The 18,191-nt window shown below is 71.8% G+C and carries 17 protein-coding genes; 9 read left to right on the forward strand and 8 right to left on the reverse strand.

All coding sequences use genetic code 11. From position 1 onward, the window contains the following. Window positions 1-404: 404 nt before the first annotated feature. Window positions 405-1,046 (reverse strand): DNA-3-methyladenine glycosylase, encoded by a 642-nt coding sequence (locus tag IE118_RS00005; RefSeq protein ID WP_189555090.1) that lies wholly within the window; start codon window positions 1,044-1,046, stop codon window positions 405-407. Between the two features lie 159 nt (window positions 1,047-1,205). Between IE118_RS00005 and IE118_RS00010 the strand changes: the two genes are divergently transcribed. The 3 genes from IE118_RS00010 to IE118_RS00020 all read left to right on the forward strand — a co-directional run bounded on the left by IE118_RS00010 (window position 1,206) and on the right by IE118_RS00020 (window position 3,285). Next, on the forward strand, window positions 1,206-1,988 hold the full coding sequence (locus IE118_RS00010) for a sporulation protein (protein ID WP_189555091.1): 783 nt from the start codon (window positions 1,206-1,208) through the stop codon (window positions 1,986-1,988). Between the two features lie 41 nt (window positions 1,989-2,029). Then, window positions 2,030-2,569, forward strand: coding sequence for a YbhB/YbcL family Raf kinase inhibitor-like protein (locus tag IE118_RS00015; RefSeq protein ID WP_189555092.1), 540 nt, complete (start codon window positions 2,030-2,032; stop codon window positions 2,567-2,569). 209 nt (window positions 2,570-2,778) lie between these two features. Continuing rightward, window positions 2,779-3,285: an HNH endonuclease gene (locus IE118_RS00020; protein ID WP_189555093.1), complete on the forward strand. Its 507-nt coding sequence runs from the start codon at window positions 2,779-2,781 to the stop codon at window positions 3,283-3,285. Between the two features lie 91 nt (window positions 3,286-3,376). Here the strand turns inward: IE118_RS00020 and IE118_RS00025 are convergent, their stop codons facing one another. The 3 genes from IE118_RS00025 to IE118_RS00035 form a co-directional block, all read right to left on the reverse strand. Beyond that, window positions 3,377-4,321, reverse strand: a complete 945-nt coding sequence (locus IE118_RS00025) for an SPFH domain-containing protein (RefSeq protein ID WP_189555094.1) — start codon at window positions 4,319-4,321, stop codon at window positions 3,377-3,379. Between the two features lie 146 nt (window positions 4,322-4,467). After that, on the reverse strand, window positions 4,468-4,899 hold the full coding sequence (locus IE118_RS00030; RefSeq protein ID WP_189555095.1) for an NfeD family protein: 432 nt from the start codon (window positions 4,897-4,899) through the stop codon (window positions 4,468-4,470). A gap of 96 nt (window positions 4,900-4,995) precedes the next feature. Beyond that, window positions 4,996-5,793 (reverse strand): ABC transporter ATP-binding protein, encoded by a 798-nt coding sequence (locus IE118_RS00035; RefSeq protein WP_189555096.1) that lies wholly within the window; start codon window positions 5,791-5,793, stop codon window positions 4,996-4,998. Between the two features lie 163 nt (window positions 5,794-5,956). On the opposite strand from IE118_RS00035, the gene IE118_RS00040 reads away from it, so the two are divergent. Continuing rightward, the gene (locus IE118_RS00040) at window positions 5,957-6,748 is read left to right on the forward strand and encodes an Rv1486c family protein (RefSeq protein WP_189555097.1); all 792 of its coding nucleotides are present in this window, start codon (window positions 5,957-5,959) and stop codon (window positions 6,746-6,748) included. Between the two features lie 232 nt (window positions 6,749-6,980). Here IE118_RS00040 and IE118_RS00045 read toward each other — a convergent pair whose 3' ends face one another. The 3 genes from IE118_RS00045 to IE118_RS00055 form a co-directional block, all read right to left on the reverse strand. After that, the gene (locus IE118_RS00045; protein ID WP_189555098.1) at window positions 6,981-7,226 is read right to left on the reverse strand and encodes a chaplin; all 246 of its coding nucleotides are present in this window, start codon (window positions 7,224-7,226) and stop codon (window positions 6,981-6,983) included. A 158-nt stretch (window positions 7,227-7,384) separates the two neighbouring features. Then, entirely contained in the window at window positions 7,385-8,026 is a 642-nt protein-coding gene (locus tag IE118_RS00050) for a response regulator (protein ID WP_189555099.1), read from the reverse strand. Then, complete coding sequence (locus IE118_RS00055) at window positions 8,019-9,164, reverse strand: GAF domain-containing sensor histidine kinase (RefSeq protein ID WP_189555100.1); 1,146 nt, start codon at window positions 9,162-9,164, stop codon at window positions 8,019-8,021. The genes IE118_RS00050 and IE118_RS00055 overlap by 8 nt, the downstream gene beginning before the upstream one ends. 249 nt (window positions 9,165-9,413) lie before the next feature. Here IE118_RS00055 and IE118_RS00060 point away from each other — a divergent pair, with 249 nt between their 5' ends. From IE118_RS00060 to IE118_RS00070, 3 genes are all read left to right on the forward strand, one after another. Then, complete coding sequence (locus IE118_RS00060; protein ID WP_189555101.1) at window positions 9,414-10,112, forward strand: SDR family NAD(P)-dependent oxidoreductase; 699 nt, start codon at window positions 9,414-9,416, stop codon at window positions 10,110-10,112. Beyond that, window positions 10,109-11,158 (forward strand): S-adenosylmethionine:tRNA ribosyltransferase-isomerase, encoded by a 1,050-nt coding sequence (locus tag IE118_RS00065; RefSeq protein WP_189555102.1) that lies wholly within the window; start codon window positions 10,109-10,111, stop codon window positions 11,156-11,158. The genes IE118_RS00060 and IE118_RS00065 overlap by 4 nt, the downstream gene beginning before the upstream one ends. 342 nt (window positions 11,159-11,500) lie before the next feature. Then, window positions 11,501-12,256: a transglycosylase SLT domain-containing protein gene (locus IE118_RS00070; RefSeq protein ID WP_189555103.1), complete on the forward strand. Its 756-nt coding sequence runs from the start codon at window positions 11,501-11,503 to the stop codon at window positions 12,254-12,256. A gap of 87 nt (window positions 12,257-12,343) precedes the next feature. Here IE118_RS00070 and IE118_RS00075 read toward each other — a convergent pair whose 3' ends face one another. Next, entirely contained in the window at window positions 12,344-14,905 is a 2,562-nt protein-coding gene (locus IE118_RS00075; RefSeq protein ID WP_189555104.1) for an ABC transporter ATP-binding protein/permease, read from the reverse strand. A gap of 240 nt (window positions 14,906-15,145) precedes the next feature. Between IE118_RS00075 and IE118_RS00080 the strand changes: the two genes are divergently transcribed. Both IE118_RS00080 and serB read left to right on the forward strand, forming a co-directional pair. Next, window positions 15,146-16,894, forward strand: coding sequence for a streptophobe family protein (locus tag IE118_RS00080; protein ID WP_189555105.1), 1,749 nt, complete (start codon window positions 15,146-15,148; stop codon window positions 16,892-16,894). Window positions 16,895-16,970: 76 nt separating this feature from the next. After that, window positions 16,971-18,179 (forward strand): phosphoserine phosphatase SerB, encoded by a 1,209-nt coding sequence (serB, locus tag IE118_RS00085; RefSeq protein ID WP_189555106.1) that lies wholly within the window; start codon window positions 16,971-16,973, stop codon window positions 18,177-18,179. Window positions 18,180-18,191 lie beyond the last annotated feature (12 nt).

Below are 18,191 nucleotides of genomic sequence, written 5' to 3' on the forward strand. Positions count from 1 at the left end.
CTCGGGCTTTCCTCCGGGCGCTTCCCTTCGGTCTTGCGTTTCCGACTCTATCAGATCTTTCTGATCCGATTTCCTCGGTGCTTTCCAGGTTTTCGCTCTCGCGTTTCCCTTTCCGGCGGTTCCGACTCTATCAGATCCTTTCGGGCCCGATTCCCAGTCGGTGGGTTTTGCCGTCGGGCCTGCGGCTTTCGCCTGTCGGCCTTTCGACATTCACTACGTTAACCGATTCCTCCGCCCGATTCATAATCGGGCTCCGCGGTGAGCGAATTCAGACATGCGGACATGACGAATTCGACCCCGCCGAGGGGTGATCGTAGGTAGTGGGTTGGCCGCTTCCGGCTGCAGGCGAACGCCGTACCCGGGTCAAGCGGCTCGGGCCACATTACGCATCTTCCACGGACGAGTCAACTTCGCCGGCGCCGCGGCACATGGGCCCGGTACGGGCTCACGGTCGGGTCGCTGTCGACCCAGTACCGCCACGGGTGCACGGCACCCTCCCCGGAGACCCCGGTGCGCGGGCCGTTGCGCACCTGGTCGGAGGAGGTGGGGGTACCGGTGAGGATACGGAGCGGGGTGTCGCCGGTGGCGCAGGCGTCCGTGCCGTTGAGGGCGCGGTCGACACCGAGGGCCGTGGCGAGCCGGGCGGGGCCTTTGGCCAGTTCCTTGTCGTTGCGGGCCGAGAGGCGACGGGTGCGGGCCAGCTCGGCGCCCTCCACGATCTCCCCGGCCCGCAGGAGCACCGCGCTCGCTCTGCCCTCGGGGCCACAGACCAGGTTCATGCAGAACCACATGCCGTAGGTGAAGTAGACGTACACGTGGCCGGGCGCACCGAACATCACTTCGTTGCGGGCCGTGCGTCCGCGGTAGGCGTGGGAACCGGGGTCGTTCTGTCCGTCATAGGCCTCCACCTCGGTGAGGCGGAGGGCGATCGGACCGTCCGGGGTGCTGCGGACCAGGATCCGGCCGAGGAGGTCGGGGGCGACCTCGAGGACGGGGCGGTCGAAGAAGTTCCTGTGCAGGGGCGTACGGTCGGGGGTCGCGATCATGCCGTCCGAGGGTACTGGAGACGGCAGCTGCCGCAGGGTGTTCTCCGGGCGCCGCTCTTGCCAGGGTGAGGACCGACGGAACCGGCCACGGCCGGATCGCGTTGTTAGGGATCAGCGGTCCTTGCACACAAGCGATGGCAGGACGACAGAGGGAGAGACATGGCGTTCAAGAAGCTGCTGGCGAGTCTGGGAGCCGGCGGGGCCTCGGTCGAGACGGTGCTGCACGAGGTCAACGTCGTCCCGGGCGGGGTCGTCCAGGGTGAGGTGCGGATCCAGGGCGGATCCGTGAACCAGCAGATCGAGGGGCTTTCGGTCGGACTGCAGGCCAAGGTCGAGGTGGAGAGCGGCGACCAGGAGTACAAGCAGGACATCGAGTTCACGAAGTCGCAGCTGGGCGGGGCTTTCGAGCTCCAGGCGGGCGCGGTGCACGCGGTGCAGTTCGGCCTGGAGATCCCGTGGGAGACGCCGATCACGATGATCGACGGCCAGCCGCTGCGCGGAATGAACATCGGGGTGACCACGGAGCTGGCGATCGCGCGGGCCGTGGACTCCGGTGACCTCGACCCGGTCAACGTGCACCCGCTGCCGGCCCAGAAGGCGATCCTGGACGCGTTCATCCAGCTGGGCTTCCGCTTCAAGAGCGCGGACATGGAGCGCGGCCACATCCGCGGCACCCGGCAGAAGCTGCCGTTCTACCAGGAGATCGAGTTCTTCCCGCCCCAGCAGTACCGGGGCCTGCACCAGGTAGAGCTGAGCTTCGTGGCCGACGAGCAGGCCATGGACGTCGTCCTGGAGATGGACAAGAAGCCGGGTCTGTTCAGCGAGGGCAGTGACACCTTCCGCTCCTTCAAGGTCGGGCTGAACGACTACCAGGGCACCGACTGGGCGGCATACCTCAACCAGTGGCTGTCGGAGGTCGGCAGCAGGCGCAACTGGTTCTAGGCTCGGTTCCGACCGAACGCACAAGATCAGGAGGTACCGAGGTGACCGAGCTCAAGCGGCGGCCGCTCCCCCACGACTTCCATCCGCCGGTGCCGTCGTTCACGGTGACCAGTGACGACGTGACGGAAGGCGCGGCGCTCAAGGACGCTCAGGTCCACGCGGCCGGCAACACCTCACCGCACCTGCGCTGGGAGGGCTTCCCTCCGGAGGCCCGGAGCTTCGCCGTGACCTGCTTCGACCCGGACGCCCCGACGGGCAGCGGGTTCTGGCACTGGGTGGTGTTCGACATCCCGGCCTCGGTGACCGCATTGCCGGCGGGTGCGGGCAGTGGTTCGTTCGAAGGGCTGCCGGAGGGCGCCGTGCAGGTGCGCAACGACTACGGCAGCAAGGAGTTCGGTGGTGCCGCGCCGCCGCCCGGGGACGGGCCGCACCGGTACGTGTTCACGGTGTACGCCGTGGACCAGGAGAAGCTGGGGCCGGACTCGGACGCCTCTCCGGCCGCCGTGGGTTTTAACCTGCGGTTCCACACCCTCGCGCGCGCCCATCTGATCGGTGAGTACGAGGTGCCCGCGGAGTCCTGACCCTTCCGCGCCGCTCCGGGCGTTCATGGAACGTTTGCCCGCCCCTGGTCTTGGAATTGATCAGGGGCGGGCATTTTTGTCGGTGGGAGTCGCGGGGGGTCGCCTCCCGCGGGAGCAGCGGATATTGCGTTGTCCATCCCGGCGTGCCCGGCCAGAGTTGATCCCAGCCCGCCGAGGGGTGGGCCGGTGCACACGGGAGGTGGGCTGGTATGCGGGACACGCTGGTGCTGAACGCGAGCTTCGAGCCGTTGTCGACGGTGACGTTGAACCGAGCCGTCGTTCTGGTGCTTCAGGACAAGGCCGTCGTCGAGCAGGCCCACCCCGAACTGCGCATGCGGGGAGCCGCGGTCAACATACCGGCGCCCCGGGTGATCCGGCTCTGCCAGTACGTGAGGGTGCCGTTCCGAAGACAAGCGCCGTGGTCGCGGCGGGGTGTGTTGGTACGGGACCGGCACCGGTGCGCGTACTGCGGCAGGCGGGCGACGACCGTGGACCACGTGGTGCCGAGGTCGCGCGGTGGGCAGGACACGTGGCTGAACACGGTGGCGTCGTGTGCGGAGGACAATCACCGGAAGGCGAACCGGACGCCCGAGCAGGCCGGTATGCCGTTGCTGCGGGAGCCGTTCGAGCCGACACCGGCCGATGCGATGCTGCTGGCGCTGGGCGCCGAGGAGTTCGAGGCGCTGCCGGAGTGGCTGGCGCTGGACGCGGCGTGAACGGTATCGCCGTAGGGGCGTGGGTCGCGCTGCCCGGCCGCGGGTGTGTCGTGGCTTGTCGTGCGGCTCCCCGCGCCCCTGAGGCGTCTCCCTAGTCGATGGAGGGCTTCTCGCGGCGTTCCTGGGCGGGGACGTTGGGGGTGGGGGCGCTGTTGCCGCCCATGCCGCCGAAGTTGCCCATCGCGCCGGAGAGGCCCTTGAGGGCGTCGCCGATCTCGCTGGGGACGATCCAGAGCTTGTTGGCGTCGCCCTCGGCGATCTTCGGGAGCATCTGGAGGTACTGGTAGGAGAGCAGCTTCTGGTCCGGGTCGCCGGCGTGGATGGCCTCGAAGACCGTACGGACGGCCTGGGCCTCGCCCTCGGCGCGGAGGGCGGCTGCCTTGGCCTCGCCCTCGGCGCGCAAAATCTGGGACTGCTTCTCGCCCTCGGCGCGCAGGATCTCTGACTGGCGGACACCCTCGGCCTGGAGGATGGCGGCGCGCTTGTCACGGTCGGCGCGCATCTGCTTCTCCATCGAGTCCTGGATGGAGGTGGGCGGCTCGATGGCCTTGAGCTCGACGCGGTTGACGCGGATGCCCCACTTGCCGGTGGCCTCGTCGAGGACGCCGCGCAGGGCCGCGTTGATCTCCTCGCGGGAGGTGAGGGTCCGCTCCAGGTCCATGCCGCCGATGATGTTGCGCAGCGTGGTGACGGTGAGCTGCTCGATGGCCTGGATGTAGCTGGCGACCTCGTAGGTGGCGGCCCGGGCGTCGGTCACCTGGTAGTAGATGACGGTGTCGATGTTGACGACCAGGTTGTCCTGCGTGATGACCGGCTGCGGCGGGAACGGCACGACCTGTTCGCGCAGGTCGATGCGGTTGCGGATGGTGTCGATGAACGGGACGACGATGTTCAGGCCCGCGTTGAGTGTCCGCGTGTAGCGGCCGAAGCGCTCGACGATGGCGGCGCTGGCCTGTGGGATGACTTGGATCGTCTTGATCAGGGCGATGAAGACCAACACCACCAGGATGATCAGGACGATGATGATCGGTTCCATCGTCGGTTCCCCGAACCCTTCTTGACCTCGGCGCCTAGGGCAGCTGTTGTGCCTAAAAGATCTCGCTGTCGAAGATCTTGCTGGTCGAGTCTGTCAGACCATCGGTGCAACTGGGGGATTGTTCGCCGCAGTTGTGTCGCGAGGGGTCACATGACGATCGCCGTGGCTCCCTCGATGTCGACGACGTCCACTTCCTGGCCCGCGTCGTAGGCGCGGCCGGCGTCGAGGGCGCGTGCCGACCAGACCTCGCCGGCGAGCTTGATCCGGCCGCCGGATCCGTCGACGCGTTCCAGTACGACGGCCTGTTTCCCCTTCAGGGCGTCCACGCCCGTCAGGTGTTCGGGCCGTTGGGTGCGGTGTCTCCTGGCGACGGGGCGTACGACGGCGATGAGCGCCGTCGAGACGACGGCGAAGACCACGACCTGGGCGACGGCGCCCCCGCCGAGGACGCCGGAGACCAGTGCCGCGGTGACGGCGCCCACCGCGAGCATGCCGAGTTCGGGCATCGCGGTGATCACGAGTCCGATGCCGAGCGCCGTCGCGCCGATCAGCCACCACAGCCATGCGTCGATGTCCACCCGGCCATGGTAGGACCGGGCACCCGGTCGCCGACAGGGCGCCGATCAGTTTCAACGGGCCGTGCGGTCGCGGGTCTTGTGGTCCGGGTGCGCGGTTCAGGCCATCGGGAGGCCCTGGGCGGTCCAGCGGTCGCCGACCTGTTCGACGACGAGCGGGAGGCCGAAGCAGAGGGAGAGGTTGCGGGAGGTGAGTTCGAGCTCCAGCGGGCCGGCGGCGAGGACCTTGCCCTGACGGATCATCAGGACGTGGGTGAAGCCGGGGGCGATCTCCTCCACGTGGTGCGTGACCATGATCATGGAGGGGGCGATCGGGTCGCGGGCGAGCCGGCCGAGGCGGCGTACGAGGTCCTCGCGGCCACCGAGGTCGAGGCCGGCGGCGGGCTCGTCGAGGAGAAGCAGCTCCGGGTCGGTCATCAGGGCGCGCGCGATGAGGGTGCGCTTGCGCTCGCCTTCGGAGAGGGTGCCGAACTTGCGGTCCAGGTAGTCGGACATGCCGAGGCGGTCGAGGAAGGCGCGGGCGCGCTGCTCGTCGATGTCCTCGTACTCCTCCTGCCAGCCGGCGGTCATGCCGTAGGCGGCGGTGAGCACGGTCTGCAGGACGGTCTGCTTCTTGGGGAGCTTGTCGGCCATGGCGATGCCGGCCATGCCGATGCGGGGGCGCAGTTCGAAGACGTCGGTGCCGGGCCTGCCGAGGGTCTCGCCGAGGATGGTGGCGGTGCCCGTGCTGGGGTAGAGGTAGCTGGAGGCGAGGTTGAGGAGGGTGGTCTTGCCGGCGCCGTTGGGGCCGAGGATGACCCAGCGCTCGCCCTCCTTGACCGACCAGGAGACCTGGTCCACCAGAGCCCGGTCCTCACGGACCACGGATACGTCCTGAAGCTCCAGAACATCGCTCATGAGCGCGTTGTCTCCCCTTGCAGTGTGGCCGGTCTCGGCTGTCGCGTACGCCTGGTGGGTCGGTCCGCCGCACCCGTGGGCGCAGCCCATCATGAAATCTACGCCACCGGCCGACCCGGACATTCCTCCGGTCCGGCTCTTGGGCTCTGTCTAGGGTGTACGCATGCTTTCCGAACCACGCTCTGGACGTCTGGCCGCCTGGGGAAACGCCCTGCTTGCCGGACTTGTCTCGCCGGACGACGCCGTACTCGCGGTGGTCGGGGAGGACGCGGTGCACCGGGTGGTGGGGTTGCCGGGCGAGGCCGCGCCGGTGGGGCTCACGCTGGCACTGGGGCGGCTGCGGGCGCTCGGGGTGCAGGGGCTGCGGGTGGCTCTGCCGGTGCCGGGGCATCCGCTGGGGCTGAGCGGGCCGGCGGAGTTCAACGCGCGTGCGCTGGAGGCGGAGGAGGCGGTGGTCTGCGTCGGGGCAGCGCTGGGGCTGGTGCCGGAGGTGCACGAGGCCGGGCCCTCGGGTGACGTGCGGGTGGAGGTGGTCTGGCACTGTCTGCCGGTGCGGGAGGCGCCGCCCGCGGACGTGCCGTCGCTCGGGGAGGCGGAGCGGGAGCTGGCGGAGGCGTTGCGGGAGGCGACGGAGGCGCTGACGCGGCTGGACGTGGCCGGGTCGGGGCCGGTGGCGGAGGCGGCGGTCGACGCGTACCGGGCGCGGGCGATGGCCTCGCGGGGGCGGGACGTGCTGGCGCCGGGGTATCCGCCGCGGGCGGTGCGGGTGCTGGAGCTGGCGGAGCGGGTGGGGGCGCTGGTGTCGCTGGCGGGGGGCAGTGGGCACGGGGGTGCGGTGAGTGCGTCGGAGATGGCGGGGCGGGCCGGGGCGTTGCGGCCGGTGGAGCGGACGGCTCGGCGGGCGCGGGTCGCGGCGTACAACTCCGTTGTGGAGGAGCGGGGGCGGGGGGTGTAGGAGCAGGGGGTGTACGAGCGGGGGCGTACGAGCGCGGGACCGGCGTGTGGCTGCGGCGTGGGTGCGGGCCGGGGGGCGTTGCGCAGCCCGGCGCGGGCGGGGTGCCGTCGCGCCCACCCTCCCCCATCGCCCCAGCGGCACGACTGCCCGCGGAGAGCGGGGAGGGGCGGGTGGGCATGGGGCAGCCCCGGCGCCTCTGTGGGGCGGGGGCCGGGGCCGGGGGTGGGTGGCGTCAGTGGTTGACGGCGGTGTTGCCGAAGGCCGGGTTCAGGAGGCCGATGACGTTGACGCTGTTGCCGGAGACGTTGACCGGGACGTCGACCGGGACCTGGATGACGTTGCCGGAGACGACGCCCGGGGAGCCCACGGCGCTGCCGTCGGCGTGGCTGCCGTCGGTGGCAGAGGCCATTCCCGTGCCGGCGGCGAGCAGGCCACCGGCCACCATCGTCACGGCCGCTGCCTTCTTCAGGTTCTTCACTTTCCGAGCCCTCCTAGCGATGGCCGCGGCAGGCGCCGCGGCGTGCACTGGACAACGGCCGGCGCCGCCCCCGGATACGGCCGTCCGGGGGACATTCCCACTACGGTATGAATCTCGGACCGGAGGGGAACCTTCCGTCGGTCCGGAGACGTCCGGGGTCAGCCGCTGAGGCCGTGGCGGACGGCCCACAGGGCGGCCTGGGTGCGGTCCGCCAGGTCGAGCTTCATCAGGATGTTCGACACATGGGTCTTCACGGTCTTCTCCGAGAGGACCAGGGCGCGGGCGATCTCCCGGTTGGCGCGCCCGTCCGCTATGAGACCGAGCACCTCCCGCTCCCGCTCCGTGAGGGAACCCGCGCGTCCCGGGCCCGAGCCGGTCTCCTCCTGGGACAGCAGCGCGCCGGCCACCTCCGCCTGGAGCAGGACGTGCCCGGCGTGCACCGAGCGGATGGCGCCGGCGAGCGCGTCGGGGTCGACGTCCTTGTACACGTAACCGGCGGCGCCCGCGCGCAGGGCGGGGACCACGGTGCGCTGCTCGGTGAAGCTGGTGACGATCAGCACGCGCGCCGGATGCCCGAGTTCGCGGAGCCTGCGCAGGGCGTCCACGCCGTCCATGCCCGGCATCTTGACGTCCATGAGGATGACGTCGGGCCCCAGCTCCCCCGCGAGGGCGACCCCCTCCGCGCCATCTGCGGCCTCACCGACGACCTCGATGTCGTCCTGCACCTCCAGGAACGTGCGCAGGCCCCGGCGCACCACCTGGTGATCGTCGACCAGCAGCACCTTGATTGCGTCAGCCACCGGGGACCTCCATCTCGATCGTGGTGCCCTTGCCGGGCGCCGATTCCACGGTCAGCCGGCCGCCGACCCCGCTCGCCCGGTCGCGCATGGAGACCAGGCCCAGGTGGCGGCCCGCACGGCGCACGACCCGCGTCTCGAAACCGCGGCCGTCGTCGCTGACCCGCAGGACCGCCCCGCCGCCCCTGCGTTCCAGGACGACGTCGACGTGCTCGCCGCCGGAGTGCCGCAGAGCGTTGTGCAGTGCCTCCTGGGCGACGCGCAGCACCGCCTCCTCCTGGGCCGCGGGCAGGGCGCGCACCCCGTGGCCGGTGAAGGTGACGCGCGCGCTGTGGGCGCGGTCGAGGACCTGGACCTGGGTGCGGAGCGTGGCGACCAGGCCGTCCTCGTCGAGGGCGGCGGGGCGCAGTTCGACGACCGCCGCGCGCAGTTCCTCGGCGGCCTCGGCGGCGAGGCCGGCCACCTGCTGGAGTTCGCCCTTGGCGCGCGAGGGGTCGCGGTCGACGAGGCGGGCGGCGGCCTGGGCGGTGAGCCGCAGGGAGAAGAGCTTCTGGCTGACGGCGTCGTGGAGCTCGTGGGCGAGCCGGGAGCGTTCCTCGGCGATGGTCAGCTCGCGGCTGCGTTCGTAGAGCCGGGCGTTGGTGAGGGCGATCGCCGCGTGCTGGGCGAGGATGCCGAGCAGTTCCTCGTCGTCCTCGGTGAAGCCGCAGGTGCCGTCGGGCTTGGGGCAGTTCTTGTTGGCGAGGAACAGGGCGCCGATGACCTCGTCGCCGTCGCGGATGGGCAGGCCCAGGAAGTCGACGAGGTCGGGGTGGGCGCTGGGCCAGCCTCCGAAGCGGGGGTCGCGGCGCACGTCGGCGAGGCGCTGCGGGGTCGCCTCGTCGATCATCGCGGCGAGGATGCCGTGCTGGCGCGGGAGGGGGCCGATGGCCTTCCACTGTTCGTCGCCGACGCCGTCGACCACGAACTGGGCGAAGCCGCCGTGGTCGTCGGGCACGCCGAGGGCGGCGTACTGGGCGTCGAGGAGTTCGCGGGCCGAGGCGACGATCGTCTTGAGGACGTCGCGCACCTCGAGGTGCCTGCTCATGGCCAGCAACGCGGCGCTCACCGCGGCGAGGCCGGACCGGGGGCCGTGGCTCATGTTCCTCACCGTACCGGTGGGTGGTGACGGCGCGGATCGGACGGGCGGCGGCCGGTCGGCGGGGCGATGGTCCTAGGTCCGCGGCCCCGGCCGGACGGCCGGTGGCGTAGGGCCGCGGGCCCGGGGACGGCGGCGTAGGGCGAACGGACCCGCGTTCCTGCGTCCCGGGGCCGAGGCGACGGCGGCCGGCCGGTCCCTACGTTGAGGGCACGCCGATCGGGCGTTGCCGACGACGAGGGGACGGTTGCCATGCCGGTTGCGATCATCACGGGCGCTTCGAAGGGACTCGGGGCGGCGCTCGCGCGGGCGCTGGCGGAGCGCGGCTGGGATCTGGTGCTGGACGCGCGGGGGCCGGTGCCGCTGGCGGAGACGGCGGGGCTGGTGTCGGCGCACGGCACGCGGGTGACCGCGCTGCCGGGGGACGTCACGGACGCGGGGCACCGTGCGGAGCTGGTGGCGGCCGCGTGGCGGCTGGGCGGGGTGGACCTGCTGGTGCACAACGCCAGCGCCCTGGGCGCCGAGCCGCTGGTGCCACTGGAGGAACTGCCGCTGGAGGGGTTGCGGCGGGCGCTGGAGGTGAACCTGGTGGCGGCGCTGGGGCTGGTGCAGGAGGCCCTGCCGCTGCTGCGGGCGGCGCCCGCGGGCGCGGTGCTCGTGGTGAGCTCGGACGCCGCCGCCGAGGCGTATCCGGCCTGGGGCGGGTACGGGGCGTCCAAGGCGGCCCTGGACCAGCTGGCGGCGGTGCTGGCGGTGGAGGAGCCGGGGCTGCGAGTGTGGGCGGTCGATCCCGGTGACATGGCGACGGAGCTGTACGCGGCGGCCGTGCCGGACGACGACGCGCCGCGGCCCGAGCCGGCCGGCGTGGTGCCCGCCTTCCTGCGGCTGCTGGACGAGCGGCCGGCCAGCGGTCGCTACGGCGCCCCGGCACTGCTGGAGGAGCGGCGGTGACGGTGGTCGTGGAGGTGCCGGAGGAGCTGTCGGCGCGGGTGCCGGTGGAGCAGCGGGGGCCGGGGCTGGACCGGGACTCGGTGCGGCTGCTGGTGTCGCGGGGGACGCGGGTGTCGCACCACGCCTTCGTGGCGCTGCCGCGGCTGCTGCGGGCCGGTGACCTGCTGGTGGTGAACACCTCGCCGACGCTGGCGGCGGCCGTCGACGGGCGGCTCGGGCACGCGGACGTGGTGGTGCACTTCTCCACCCGGGGTGACGACGGCCGCTGGGCGGTGGAGCTGCGGGAGCCCGACGGGCACGGCACCACGCGTGCGCGCGTGCCCGCGGGCGCGCCCGCGGGTAGTGAGGTACGGCTGGCCGGGGGTGCGCGGCTGGTGCTGGAGGAGCCGCTGAGCGCGCGGGGTGAGCGGCTGCGGTGGGCGCGGGTGTCGCGGGACGTGCTCGGGGTGCTGCGGGAGCGCGGGCGGGCGATCCGGTACGCGTACACGGAGCGGGACCAGCCGCTGTCGGCGTACCAGACGGTGTTCGCGCTGCCGTCCGCCGACGGGGCGGGGAGTGCGGAGATGCCGAGCGCGGGACGTCCGTTCACCGCGCGGCTGGTGGCGGAGCTGGTGAGCCGGGGGGTGCAGTTCGCGCCGGTGACGCTGCACACGGGGGTGGCGTCGGCGGAGGCGCACGAGCCGCCGTACCCGGAACGGTACGTGGTCCCCGGGGCGTCGGCGCGGCTGATCGGCGCGGTGCGGGCGGGGGGCGGCCGGGTGATCGGGGTGGGGACCACGGCCGTGCGGGCGGTGGAGTCGGCGGCCGGGGCGGACGGGGTGGTGCGCGCCCGCGCGGGGTGGACCGATCTGGTGGTGACCCCGGAGCGGGGGGTGCGGGTGGTGGACGGGCTGCTGACCGGGCTGCACGAACCGGCCGCCTCGCACCTGCTGATGCTGGAGGCGGTCGCCGGGCGGGAGGCGGTGGACCGGGGGTACGGGGAGGCGCTGCGCGGGCGCTACCTGTGGCACGAGTTCGGGGATGTGCACCTGGTCCTGCCGCGGTGACCGGGGCCACCTCACACAGCGCATTGCTCCAGCAACTCAGGGTGAGAGAAGGGGGCAGCGGATGTGAGGCCGGGCATAGGGCGCACATCACGTACGAACCGGCATAGGAGAGACATACATTCCACCTGAGCGGGGCGTACTGCCCCCTCTGCCCCGTTTCGCCCCTCCCTGATCCACTACCCGGCTTCGTACGTCACACCTTTGCCCGGCGATTTTGCGGCCGCTAAGAATGGCTGCGTCGCTCAGCGCCGCGGGTTCCGATCCGCGGCGTTCGTGCCGGAAGCACCATGTCCCCACCGGACGTTGAGCGACCTCCGCGCTATTCGAAGAGGTCCGTCCCGCATGTCGAAGAACATCCTCACCCGTGGTCATAGTCGTGCGCTGACCCGTCACCACAAGCTGGCCGTCGCGGGCGTCGCCGCCCTCGGTGCCGCCGCCATCGGGTTCTCGGCCGTTCCGAGCAACGCGTCCACGACCACCTCGAGCGAGGCCGCCTCCGCCCCCGCGGCGAAGGTCTCGTACAGCACGGAGCCGATCCAGGACGTCAGGGCCGACGTCACCGACCGGCTCGCCTCCTCCAGCCTCAAGGTCGAGCAGATCGCGGCGAAGAAGGAGGCCGCCGCCGAGGCCGCCGCACGGAAGGCCGAGGCCGCCGCGCAGAAGAAGGCCGCCGCCGCTGCCGCGAAGGCCGAGGCCGAGCGGGCCCGTCAGGCCAAGGAGGCCGCCTCCCGCTCCGCGGAGCGCGCCCAGGTCTGGAAGTCGGCTCCCCAGACCTACAGCAACACCCTGGACGGCTGGATCCGCGAATCCCTGTCCATCATGAAGAAGCACGGCATCCCCGGCTCCTACGAGGGCATCCACCGCAACATCATGCGGGAGTCCTCCGGCAACCCCAAGGCGATCAACCTCTGGGACATCAACGCCCAGAACGGCATCCCCTCCAAGGGCCTGCTGCAGGTGATCCCGCCGACGTTCGAGGCCTACCACGTCCCGGGGACCTCGAAGAACATCTACGACCCGGTCGCCAACATCACCGCCGCCTGCAACTACGCGGCCGACAAGTACGGCACCATGGACAACGTCGACAGCGCGTACTGAGGTCGGCGCGGACCTCTACGCGAACACGGACGCCGAAGGGCGGCACCCTCCTGACGGGGTGCCGCCCTTCGGGGCCGTACGGAGCGGTTACTTGCGCATGACCTCGGGCTCGTGGCGGCGCAGGAAGCGGGCCACGAAGAAGCCGCAGATCACGCCGAGGACGATCAGCGCGCCCATGTCCATCGCCCAGGCGCCGGCCGTGTGCTCCCACAGCGGGTCGGTGTCGCCGGCCGTCTCCGGCGGGCTGATCTTGTTGAAGTCCAGCGTGGCACCCGCGGCGGCGACCGCCCAGCGCGACGGCATCAGGAACGAGAACTGGTTGACGCCGATCGAGCCGTGCAGGGCGAACAGGCAGCCGGTGAAGACGACCTGGATGATCGCGAACATCACCAGCAGCGGCATGGTCTTCTCGGCGGTCTTCACCAGCGAGGAGATGATCAGGCCGAACATCATCGAGGTGAAGCCGAGCGCCATGATCGGCACGGAGAGCTCCAGCAGCGTGAAACCGCCGAAGACCAGGCCCTCCTCCGGGATCTCCCGGCTGGAGAAGCCGATCACACCGACGAGCAGGCCCTGCAGCACGGTGATCATGCCGAGCACGAACACCTTCGACATCAGGTACGCCGAGCGGGACAGGCCGGTGGCGCGCTCCCGCTCGTAGATGACCCGTTCCTTGATCAGTTCACGCACGGAGTTCGCGGCGCCCGCGAAACAGGCGCCCACCGCGAGTATCAGCAGGACCGTGGTCGCCGTGCCGTTCGGGATGATCCGGCCGCTCTGCGGGTTCGGCGGGTTGGGCAGCAGGCCCTTGTCCGCGTCGATGAGCAGGCTGACCGCGCCAAGGACGGCCGGGAGGATCACCATCAGGGCCAGGAAGCCCTTGTCGGAGACGATCACCGAGACGTAGCGGCGCACCAGGGTGACGAACTGCGACATCCAGCCCTGCGGCTTGGGCGGCTTCATCGCCTGCATCGCCGGGACCTGTACGGACTGCGGCGCCACCGCGTCGATGTCCGCCGCGTACATCTGGTAGTGCTGCGAGCCCTTCCAGCGGCCCGCCCAGTCGTAGTCGCGGTAGTTCTCGAAGGCGGAGAAGACGTCGGCCCAGGTGTCGTAGCCGAAGAAGTTCAGCGCCTCCTCGGGCGGGCCGAAGTAGGCGACGGAACCGCCCGGCGCCATCACCAGCAGCTTGTCGCAGATCGCCAGCTCGGCCACCGAGTGGGTCACGACCAGGACGGTGCGGCCGTCGTCGGCGAGGCCCCGCAGCAGCTGCATGACGTCGCGGTCCATGCCCGGGTCGAGACCGGAGGTCGGCTCGTCCAGGAAGATCAGCGACGGCTTGGTGAGCAGCTCCAGCGCCACGGAGACGCGCTTGCGCTGGCCGCCGGACAGGGAGGTGACCTTCTTGTCCTTGTGGATGTCCAGCTTGAGCTCGCGCAGCACCTCGTCGATGCGGGCGTCGCGCTCGGCGGCCGTGGTGTCGGCGGGGAAGCGGAGCTTGGCCGCGTACTTCAGGGCCTTCTTGACGGTCAGCTCCTTGTGCAGGATGTCGTCCTGCGGGACCAGACCGATGCGCTGGCGCAGCTCGGCGAACTGCTTGTAGAGGTTGCGGTTGTCGTAGAGGACTTCGCCGCGGTCGGCGGGCCGGTAGCCGGTCAGCGCCTTGAGCAGGGTGGACTTGCCGGAGCCGGACGGGCCGATGACCGCGATCAGCGACTTCTCCGGCACCCCGAAGGAGACGTCCTTGAGGATCTGCTTGCCGCCGTCGACCGTGACCGTCAGGTGGCGGGCGGAGAAGGACACCTCACCGGTGTCGACGAACTCCTCGAGCCGGTCGCCGACGATGCGGAACGTCGAGTGACCGACGCCCACGATGTCGGCGGGGCCGAGCAGCTGCGAGCCGCCCTTGGCGATCGGCAGACCGTTGACGTAGGTGCCGTTGTGCGAGCCGAGGTCGCGGATCTCCATGCGGCCGTCGGGCGTCGAGTGGAACTCGGCGTGGTTGCGGGAGACCTGGAGGTCGGAGACGACCAGGTCGTTCTCCAGCGCACGGCCGATGCGCATCACGCGCCCGAGGGAGAACTGGTGGAACGTGGTGGGGCTGCGGTCGCCGTAGACCGGCGGCGCCCCCGCGCCACCACCGGGGCCCTGCTGCTGCGGGATGTGCGGCGCGGCCTGCTGCGGTGCCGCCTGCTGCTGCGGCTGCTGCCAGCCGGACGGCTGGGCCGGCGGCTGCTGCTGGTGCGGGGCCTGCTGCTGGTGCGGGGTCTGCTGCTGCGGCGTCTGCTGGGCCCAGCCGGCGTTCGCGCCCTGGGCGGCGAACGGCTGCTGCGGCTCGGCCTGCGGCGCGGCGGACCCGGCGCCGGTGAGGGTCACGCGCGGCCCGTCGGTCGCGTTGCCCAGGTTCAGCACCGTGTCGGAGCCGAACTCCAGGTGGTGGATCCGCTGTCCCTGCACGAACGTGCCGTTGGTGCTGCCGTGGTCCTCGATGACCCAACTGCGCCCGTTGAAGCTGATCGTGGCGTGACGCCAGGAGACCCTGGCGTCGTCGAGCACGACGTCCCCCTGCGGATCACGTCCGAGGGTGTAGGCCCTGGACGGATCGAGCGTCCAGGTCCGTCCGTTTGATTCCAGTACGAGTTCCGGCACTCCATGCCCCACTGAGTTGTCCCCCGATTTTCCCCCATCGCAGGGAGTCTAGGGATGTCGAACATCGGGGGGAACTATTTCAGGCTCGTCCCGGTGACCGAAAGCCGGGCTTGTCACGAGCGCGCACCAACGCATCCACGGGCTTGCGCCGACGGGGTTGAAATCGGCCCGGAAAGTGGTAAACCACGCGAGGGGGACATGCGCGGCGCATGCGCCGCGCCGCGGATCGGGGGGTCTGCCATGAGTGCTGCCACGGGCGTCGGCGCCGCGGGCCCGAATCCGCGTGTGCCGTGGGTCGACGTGCTGGTGTCCGCGGTCGCCGCGGTGAGCTGGGCGTTGATCGGGATGGCGGGGGCGGCGGCGCTCGGGCTGCGTCTGCTGGACGCCGACGCGGCCGGTTCGCTGGGGCCGATGACCGCGGCCGTGGTGGCGCTGGGGGCGGGAGGTGCGGTCACGCCCTCCGGTGACGTGTCCGCCTACGGGCTGTCGGGCGCGCAAGCCGGCACGGCCGTCGACTTCACGCCACTGGGCGTGAGCCTCGTGGGGGCGCTGCTGCTGTCGTTCTTCTTCCTGCGCTCCCTGCGGGCGGCGGGAGTTGTCGTCTCCCCCGCCGAACTCCTCGCCCGCGCCGGTGCGGTGGTGACGCTGTTCGTGGCGATGACGGGCGGTCTGGTCTGGGCCGGTCACGGCGTCGTCACCCTCGACGGGGGCTCGCTGGGGCTGGACGACCTGCCGGGCATGGGCGGGGGCGAGGTTGAGATCCCGGGGCTGGGGGACGTCGGGGGGCTGCTGCCGGACCGGGCCGGTGATCTCGTCGACGCCTCCGCGGCGGTCGGGTTCACCGTCGACACGGTGCCGACGCTGCTGGGTGGTCTGGGCTGGTCGGCCGGGGTACTGCTGGTGGCGCTGCTGGCCTCCCGCCGTACGCCGCTGCCGCGCGGCTGGGACGCCGTGCACCGGGTGGCGCGGCCGGCGGTGTCCGCCGTCGTCACGGTGCTGCTGGTGGCGGTGGCGGCGGGGTTCGCCGCGGCGGGGTACGCGGCGATCGGTGACGGCCATCCGCGGCGGATCGCGGGCGCGGCGTTGCTGGCGGCGCCGAACGGGGTGTGGCTCGGGATACCGATCGGTCTGTTCGTGCCGTGGGACGGCCGGGCGAGCGGTCCCCTCCTCGGGGTCCTGCCCCATCCCGTGGACGACCTGCTGCGGGCGGGCCCGGACCGGCCCGTCACGCTGGGGCGGCTGGCCGAGCTCGACGGGCGGGTGTGGCTGCTCGGGGTGGCCGCCGCGCTGATGATGCTGCTGGCCGGGGTGCTGACGGCGGTGCGGACGCCGGTGGCGGCGGAGCCGGTGGGGGCGGCGGGTTTCGCGGGGCGGTGCGCGCTGCGTCTGGGGGTCACCACGGCGGTGACGCTGCCGCTGCTGGCCCTGCTCACGAGGGTGTCCGCGGACGCCTCCCTGTCCGTGCTGGGCTTCGACGTCGTCGACGCGGGCATCGAGCTGCGCGGGCGGCTCGGCACGGCCCTGCTGCTGGGGGCGGTGTGGGGCGCGGGCGCGGGGGCGGTGGGTGCGCTGCTGGCCCGGGCGAGCGGGGCGGCGGGGGCGCGGGCGAGCGGGGCGACGGCGACGGCACGGGGTGACGCGGGGGTGGACAGGGATGCCGGGGGGCGGGGAGCGGCGGGGCGGGCGGGGCCGTACGCGCCGGGGGTTCCGTTCCGGCCGCCGGACCCGGGAACCAATCCGTACCTGCGGGTGCCGCCCGGGGCGCTGCGGCCACCGGTGCGGCCGCCTGCTGGTGGCGGTGACGTCGATGTCTCGGGTGCGCCCACCGTGATCCGAGCCGTCGGGCCCGTCGGACGGGAGTCGCGGCGAGGCCGTCGGGGTGCGGGAGACGGAAGTGGCGGGGAGCGGACGCCGCTGTGGCCGGACGGGGTGCCGCCGCCACCGCCACCGCCCCCACCCGCGCCGCGTGATCCGGACGGCGGGCGGTGAGCCGAGCCGCGGGCCTGTCCGGGTGGCGGACCTCGGAGGCGGGGGGCGCTGGGTGCCGGATACGGTGGGAGGCACCATGAGCGCATCGCAGACCTCTGACGTCCCCACCCTCCTGGTCAAGATCTTCGGCAAGGACAGGCCGGGCATCACAGCCGGCCTCTTCGACACTCTCGCCGCCTACTCGGTCGACGTGGTCGACATCGAGCAGGTCGTCACCCGTGGCCGCATCGTGCTCTGCGCCCTCGTGAGCGCGCCGCCCGAAGGCCTGGAAGGCGATCTGCGGGCCACCGTCCACAGCTGGGCGGAGTCGATGAAGATGCAGGCGGAGATCATCTCCGGCAGGGGTGACAACCGTCCGCGCGGGCTCGGCCGGTCCCTGGTCACGGTGCTGGGCCACCCCCTCACCTCGGAGGCGACGGCGGCGATCACCGCACGGATCACGAAGGCCGGCGGCAACATCGACCGCATCTTCCGGCTGGCCAAGTACCCGGTCACGGCGGTGGAGTTCGCGGTGTCCGGCGTGGAGACGGAGCCCCTGCGCACCGCGCTGGTGACCGACGCCGCCCGGCTCGGCGTCGACGTCGCGGTGGTCGGGGCGGGACTGTACCGGCGGGCGCAGCGCCTCGTCGTCATGGACGTGGACTCCACGCTGATCCAGGACGAGGTGATCGAGCTCTTCGCCGCGCACGCCGGCTGCGAGGACGAGGTCGCCGAGGTGACGGCGGCCGCGATGCGCGGGGAACTGGACTTCGAGCAGTCACTGCACGCGCGCGTGGCGCTGCTGGAGGGGCTGGACGCCTCCGTGGTGGACAAGGTGCGCAGCGAGGTGCGGCTGACGCCGGGCGCCCGCACCCTGATCCGTACGCTGAAGCGTCTGGGCTATCAAGTGGGCGTGGTGTCCGGCGGGTTCACGCAGGTCACCGATGATCTGCAGGAGCGGCTGGGGCTGGACTTCGCCCAGGCCAACACGCTGGAGATCGTCGACGGGAAGCTGACCGGCCGGGTGACCGGTGAGATCGTGGACCGGGCGGGCAAGGCGCGGCTGCTGCGCCGCTTCGCCGCGGAGGCGGGGGTGCCGCTGTCGCAGACGGTGGCGATCGGTGACGGGGCGAACGACCTGGACATGCTGAACGCGGCGGGGCTCGGTGTCGCCTTCAACGCCAAGCCGGTGGTGCGCGAGGCGGCGCACACGGCGGTGAACGTGCCCTTCCTGGACACGGTGCTCTATCTGCTGGGCGTCACGCGGGAAGAGGTCGAGGCCGCGGACACGCTCGAGCTGGACTGAGGTGCGGGGCAG

Origin of the sequence: Streptomyces pilosus (assembly GCF_014649835.1) — a bacterium.
GTDB lineage: Bacteria > Actinomycetota > Actinomycetes > Streptomycetales > Streptomycetaceae > Streptomyces > Streptomyces pilosus.